This is a genomic window from Bacillus sp. HSf4, assembly GCF_029537375.1.
Taxonomy (GTDB): Bacteria; Bacillota; Bacilli; order Bacillales; family Bacillaceae; genus Bacillus; species Bacillus sonorensis_A.
The window spans coordinates 4,416,972-4,423,396 of record NZ_CP120679.1 but is presented as its reverse complement, the minus strand read 5'-3'; the positions used below and the strand labels follow the sequence as shown (position 1 = coordinate 4,423,396).

At 45.3% G+C, this 6,425-nt stretch carries 6 protein-coding genes; all 6 read left to right on the top strand.

Annotated features, from left to right (window positions below):
- The first annotated feature begins 638 nt into the window (after positions 1–638).
- On the top strand, positions 639–773 hold the full coding sequence (gene rpmH / locus P3X63_RS22720) for a 50S ribosomal protein L34 (RefSeq protein WP_003178075.1): 135 nt from the start codon (positions 639–641) through the stop codon (positions 771–773).
- A gap of 85 nt (positions 774–858) precedes the next feature.
- A complete protein-coding gene (rnpA, locus tag P3X63_RS22715) occupies positions 859–1,218 on the top strand; it encodes a ribonuclease P protein component (RefSeq protein ID WP_026589490.1) in 360 nt (119 codons plus the stop codon).
- 166 nt (positions 1,219–1,384) lie between these two features.
- Positions 1,385–2,185: a YidC family membrane integrase SpoIIIJ gene (gene spoIIIJ, locus P3X63_RS22710; protein WP_077735872.1), complete on the top strand. Its 801-nt coding sequence runs from the start codon at positions 1,385–1,387 to the stop codon at positions 2,183–2,185.
- The gene (jag, locus tag P3X63_RS22705; RefSeq protein WP_026589488.1) at positions 2,182–2,805 is read left to right on the top strand and encodes an RNA-binding cell elongation regulator Jag/EloR; all 624 of its coding nucleotides are present in this window, start codon (positions 2,182–2,184) and stop codon (positions 2,803–2,805) included. Before spoIIIJ ends, jag begins: the two co-directional genes overlap by 4 nt.
- A gap of 333 nt (positions 2,806–3,138) precedes the next feature.
- A complete protein-coding gene (gene mnmE, locus P3X63_RS22700; RefSeq protein WP_026589487.1) occupies positions 3,139–4,518 on the top strand; it encodes a tRNA uridine-5-carboxymethylaminomethyl(34) synthesis GTPase MnmE in 1,380 nt (459 codons plus the stop codon).
- Between the two features lie 16 nt (positions 4,519–4,534).
- On the top strand, positions 4,535–6,421 hold the full coding sequence (gene mnmG, locus P3X63_RS22695; RefSeq protein WP_026589486.1) for a tRNA uridine-5-carboxymethylaminomethyl(34) synthesis enzyme MnmG: 1,887 nt from the start codon (positions 4,535–4,537) through the stop codon (positions 6,419–6,421).
- The last annotated feature ends 4 nt before the right edge of the window (positions 6,422–6,425 follow it).

Genomic DNA, 6,425 nt, shown 5'->3' with positions numbered 1-6,425 from the left:
AATGGCGGTTCGTCCCTCCTTTTCCGGCGGTATTTGCTCGTTCAGACTGTTATAGAACACAAAAAAAGAGCAAATGGATGGCTCCATTCGTGAATGAAATGTTGAAAACATATAATATAGTAGAAAAACGTCTTTTCGACACCATTCACAAGATGTGGACAATTTCCTTCACACCCTGTGAAAAATCTTTCCACAAGTTATCCACAGTTTGTGGATAATGGTATAGCAGCCAATTTGTTATCAAGAGTTAAAACACAAATATAATATCAGAATAAGAGAGACGTTGCAATGGTTGACAGGAACTTATCCACACTCTATACAAACTGTTGAAAAAAGTTTGTCCACAAGGGTTAGTTTTGTGAAGATGTTGTCGATAATGGTTGTGGATAGAAAAAATAAGGCGAAAGATATCCACATCGGTTATTTTTCGATGATCAAGTCGACATTTCCCGCTTCCAAAAAAATCTTTTAAGCTAAAAATGAGGAAAAATGAAAATAAGCTTTCGGAGTCGATCTATCTGTGTTATCCTATTATGGTGCAAAAAGAAATGTATGAGTGAAGTTGACAATGAACTGCTCATCCAAATATAATAAATTAGACTGTCTTTAACAGCTATTCCTCGAGGGAGGTGTCATACATGAAAAGAACATTTCAACCAAATAACCGTAAGCGCAGCAAAGTTCATGGCTTTCGCAGCCGCATGAGTTCTAAAAATGGACGTCTTGTATTAGCACGTCGCCGCCGCAAAGGAAGAAAAGTATTATCAGCTTAGGCCACTGAATAATGTCAGTGGTCTTTTTTACATAAAGGAATGACCAGGCCTTTTTTGCCAGCTTGTTATCGGAGTGAAGGAAGAGATGAAAAAGCGAAATCGATTAAAAAAAAATGAAGATTTTCAAAAGGTATTTAAAAAAGGCAAATCGATGGCAAACCGGCAGTATGTTTTATATGTGCTTCACCAGCCTGAAGCGAAGGAGTTTCGGGTCGGGCTGTCGGTCAGCAAAAAAATCGGGAACGCCGTCGTGCGCAACCGGGTAAAACGGCTGATTCGCCAGGTCATCCAAGAAGAGCGGGATCAATTAAAACAGGAAAATGACTATATCATTATTGCGAGAAAACCCGCTGCTGATTTGACATATGAAGAAACAAAGAAAAGTCTGCAGCATCTTTTCAGAAAGTCATTTGTGTACCGAAAACAATCGAATAAGCCATCATAACCCGATTATATAAGGGAGAGTTCAGACATTTTTAAGCGCTTCCTTTTGGTTGAAAAATGTCGGCGCCCATTTTAGGGGGAAAGATGATAAAATACGAGAAAGTATGTCTTTTTAATGTTCATAACCGAATGAAAAAAACGGTTGAAGAATGAAGATTTAGGAGGAAATGTTGTTGAAGAGGCGAATTTTATTATTATTCAGTATGATCGGCGTTCTCGTGCTGTTAGCTGGATGTACGCAAATCAACCAGCCGATCACTGCAGAGAGTGAAGGATTTTGGAACAGCTACATCGTTTATCCTTTGTCACAGCTGATTACGTATGTTGCCAATTTGATGAATGAAAATTTCGGGCTTGCAATTATCATCGTCACGCTCTTAATCAGACTTTTGATTTTGCCGCTGATGATCAAGCAGACGAGAAGCTCAAAAGCGATGCAGGCGCTGCAGCCTGAAATGCAAAAACTTCGCGAGAAATACAGCTCAAAAGATCAGAAAACACAGCAAAAACTTCAGCAGGAAACGATGGCTCTCATGCAGAAGCACGGCGTGAACCCGCTTGCGGGATGTTTCCCTATTTTAATTCAAATGCCGATCTTAATCGGATTCTATCATGCCATTATGAGAACGCGGGAGATCGCAGAGCACAGCTTTTTATGGTTTGACCTGGGAGAGCGTGATCCATATTTCATCCTGCCGATTCTGGCGGGAGTGTTCACTTTCATTCAGCAAAAGCTGATGATGGCCGGAAACGCTCAGCAAAATCCGCAAATGGCGATGATGCTTTGGCTGATGCCGATTATGATCGTCATATTTGCCATCAATTTCCCGGCGGCTCTTTCTCTGTATTGGGTAGTCGGAAACTTGTTTATGATTGCTCAAACCTTCTTTATCAAAGGACCTGATTTGAAGGCGGAGAGGCAGGAAGCGACAGCCGGAGGAAAAAAATCCGGAGGGAAGAAAAAGTGAAGGAACTGACTGCTACTGGACGTACCGTCGATGAAGCAGTGCAATCCGGGCTTAAACAGCTGGAACTCCAAGCAGACGATGCTGAAATCGCCATAATCGATGAAGGCAAAAAGGGATTATTCGGCATTTTCGGACATCAGCCTGCAGTTGTCAAAATTCGAGAAAAAATAGATCCTGTAAAAGAAGCGAAACAGTATTTGGAAAATGTTGTGAAGAACATGGGGATAGAAGCGCAGGTGACGGCGACAGTTGAGCCGAAAAAGGTCACCTTCCTGTTAAAAGGTGACAAAACGGCGCTTTTGATCGGAAAAAGAGGACAAACGTTAAACGCTCTTGAAACGTTGACACAGCTTGTCATCAACCGGCACTCCGACCGCTATATTCATGTGGTAGTCGATGCTGAAGGGTACCGTGCAAAGCGGAAGGAAACCTTGGCGCAGCTGGCCATGAAGCTGGCCGATCAGGCGAGAAGGCAGAAAAAAGACATTCATCTTGAACCGATGCCTTCCAGTGAGCGCAAAGTGATCCATGACACGCTTTCGGGCTATTCCAGTGAAATTGAAACGTATTCAACCGGTGAAGATCATAACCGTCACCTCGTCATCTCATATAAAAAATAACATGAAAACCGAAGTTCTGAAAAACGGGACTTCGGTTTTTTGTATTGTCAAAAATGATTTATGCTGCGCCTGTCGGTTTAAGTTCCTTATTTTTAGGTGTAAGCTGTTGATGAAAAACAAATTTAATTGTTATTCACATGTGGATAAGTTAAAGTAAGTAATGGTGGCTTTCTGCAGTTGTGGATAACGATTCAAGTCACTTTCACTTCAATTGAAACTATGTTATCTTTAAATTTTGATTACAATAAAAGTTTTTATCCATTTATGATGTTTGGAAGATGATCCGTCAAATGGGGATAATAGATAAAGGAATGAAAAAGAGAGGTGAAAGCCATGGATACAATCGCTGCGATTTCAACGCCGATGGGTGAAGGAGCGATTGCGATCGTACGGATGAGCGGCCCTGAAGCGATTTCGATTGCCGATAAAGTATATCAAGGCCCGAGCGGAAAACGTTTGCGCTCTGTTGATTCACATACCATTAATTACGGCCATATTGTCGATCCGGAAACGGAAAAGGTCGTTGAAGAAGTCATGGTTTCCGTATTAAAAGCGCCGAAAACTTTCACAAGAGAAGATATCGTGGAAATCAACTGCCACGGCGGAATCGTGACGGTCAATCAAGTGCTCCAGCTTGTCTTAAGAGAAGGAGCGAGACTTGCAGAGCCTGGAGAATTTACGAAAAGAGCCTTTTTAAACGGAAGAATCGACCTTTCCCAGGCTGAGGCTGTTATGGATCTGATCAGAGCCAAGACGGACCGCGCGATGAATGTCGCCATGAATCAGATGGAAGGAAGGCTTTCTTCACTGATCAAACGATTGAGAGCCGAGATTCTTGAGACATTGGCGCATGTTGAAGTAAATATTGACTACCCGGAATACGATGATGTTGAAGAAATGACGCACAACATGCTGATTGAAAAGGCGACAAAAGTCAAAAAAGAGATCGAAGCGCTCCTTACGACATCAGAACAGGGTAAAATATTAAGAGAAGGCATTTCAACGGTGATTATCGGGCGGCCGAATGTCGGCAAATCATCGCTGTTAAACAGCCTCGTCCATGAAACGAAGGCCATTGTAACGGACATCCCCGGTACGACGAGGGATGTCATTGAAGAATACGTGAATGTCAGAGGCGTGCCTCTGCGTCTTGTTGATACAGCGGGAATCCGTGAGACAGAGGATATCGTCGAGCGCATCGGTGTCGAACGCTCCAGACAGGTGTTAAAAGAAGCGGATCTGATCCTGCTCGTCCTCAATTACAGCGAGCCTTTGTCAGAAGAAGATGTCAAGCTTTTCGAAGCGACGAAGGGGATGGATTTGATCGTCATCGTCAATAAAACCGACCTCGAGCAACAGCTCGATCTCGACCGTGTCGCGGAATTGGCAAGCGGCCGTCCTGTCGTCACGACGTCGCTGTTGAAAGAAGAAGGAATTGACGAGCTTGAGGAAGCGATTCAATCGCTGTTTTTTACGGGGGCGATCGAGAGCGGCGACTTGACATATGTCAGCAACACAAGGCACATCTCGCTTTTGCATGAGGCAAAGCGCGCCATTACCGACGCACTTGAGGGAATTGAAAACGATGTCCCGATTGATATGGTGCAAATCGATTTAACAAAATGTTGGGAAGTACTAGGGGAGATCATTGGCGACGCTGTACACGAAAGCCTGATCGACCAGCTCTTTTCCCAATTTTGCTTAGGAAAATAAAGGAGGAACAAAGCATATGGGCTATGTAGCAGGCCAATATGATGTTATTGTCGTCGGCGCCGGACACGCCGGTGTTGAAGCGGCGCTGGCATCAGCCAGACAAGGCGCCAAAACGCTTGTCTTAACCATCAACCTTGATATGGTTGCTTTCATGCCGTGTAATCCGTCTGTCGGCGGCCCCGCGAAAGGGATTGTCGTCCGCGAAATCGACGCGTTGGGCGGAGAAATGGCTAAAAATATTGACAAAACCCACATTCAAATGAGGCTGTTAAATACGGGGAAAGGCCCGGCCGTAAGAGCCCTTCGTGCACAGGCCGACAAATTCCAATACCAGCATGAAATGAAAAAAACGCTTGAAAACGAACCGAATTTGACATTGCTGCAAGGGATGGCTGAACGCCTTTTGATTGAAGACGGCGAATGCCGCGGGATTATCACCCAAACCGGTGCGGAATACCGTTCCAAAACGGTTGTCCTGACGACAGGGACATTTTTGCGGGGAAAAATTATTCTCGGCGACCTGTCTTATTCAAGCGGACCGAACAACCAACAGCCCTCTATTAAGCTGTCTGAACATCTCGAAGAGCTCGGATTTGACCTAGTCCGCTTTAAAACAGGCACACCGCCGCGGGTTAACAGCCATTCAATCGACTACAGCAAAACGGAAATCCAGCCTGGTGATGAAGTGCCGCGGGCCTTTTCCTATGAGACGGTCGAATACATTACAGACCAGCTGCCTTGCTGGCTGACGTATACGAGCCCGGAAACACATGAGATCATCGATAACAATCTGCACCGTTCACCGATGTATTCCGGAATGATCAAAGGAACGGGGCCGAGATACTGCCCGTCCATTGAAGACAAAGTCGTCCGCTTTAACGACAAACCGAGACACCAAATTTTTCTCGAGCCGGAAGGACGCAACACACAGGAAGTCTATGTCCAGGGATTGTCAACAAGCCTTCCTGAAGATGTACAGAAAAAAATGCTGTCAACCATACCGGGACTTGAAAACGTGCAGATGATGCGTGCCGGGTATGCGATTGAATATGATGCGATCGTACCGACACAGCTTTGGCCGACACTGGAAACGAAAAAAATACCGGGACTGTTCACCGCGGGACAAATCAACGGCACGTCAGGATATGAAGAGGCGGCCGGACAGGGAATCATGGCCGGCATTAATGCGGGCCGCAAAGCGCTTGGCAAAGAGGAAGTCATTCTCAGCCGCTCTGATGCCTATATCGGCGTGCTGATTGACGACCTTGTCACCAAGGGAACGAACGAACCATACCGGCTGTTGACTTCCCGCGCGGAATACCGCCTGCTTCTGCGTCATGACAACGCCGACCTGCGCCTGACGGAGATCGGCTATAAAGTCGGTCTGATTTCTGAAGAGAGATATCAAAAGTTTCAGGAGAAAAAAGCGGCCATTGAAGCAGAGAAAAAACGCCTGCATTCTGTTATTATCAAACCGTCCAAGGAAAATCAGGAATACATTCGCTCACTTGGCGGAAGCGAGCTGAAGGACGGCATCCGCGCCACCGATCTCATCAAGCGGCCGGAAATGAATTACGAAACCGTTACAGCGCTTGCACCGGCGGAAGAAAAAGTCCCCGCCGACGTGGCCGAACAGGTTGAAATTCAAATTAAGTATGAAGGTTATATTGAAAAATCCTTACAGCAGGTCGAAAAGCTGAAGAAAATGGAGAACAAAAAGATTCCTGACAGAATCGACTATGATGCGATTAAAGGCATTGCGACCGAAGCGCGTCAAAAGCTAAAAGAGGTCAGACCGCTGTCAGTTGCACAAGCCTCAAGGATTTCCGGTGTAAACCCTGCTGATATTTCGATTCTGCTTGTTTACCTTGAACAGGGCCGGATCGCCAAGGTTGCGGAATAGAAAG

Excerpts from the sequence above, each read along its gene's own strand:
- mnmG (WP_026589486.1), top strand. The coding sequence starts at position 4,535 with ATGGGCTATGTAGCAGGCCAATATGATGTTATTGTCGTCGGCGCCGGA.
- rnpA (WP_026589490.1), top strand. The coding sequence starts at position 859 with ATGAAAAAGCGAAATCGATTAAAAAAAAATGAAGATTTTCAAAAGGTA.
- spoIIIJ (WP_077735872.1), top strand. The coding sequence starts at position 1,385 with ATGTTGTTGAAGAGGCGAATTTTATTATTATTCAGTATGATCGGCGTT.
- rpmH (WP_003178075.1), top strand. The coding sequence starts at position 639 with ATGAAAAGAACATTTCAACCAAATAACCGTAAGCGCAGCAAAGTTCAT.
- mnmE (WP_026589487.1), top strand. The coding sequence starts at position 3,139 with ATGGATACAATCGCTGCGATTTCAACGCCGATGGGTGAAGGAGCGATT.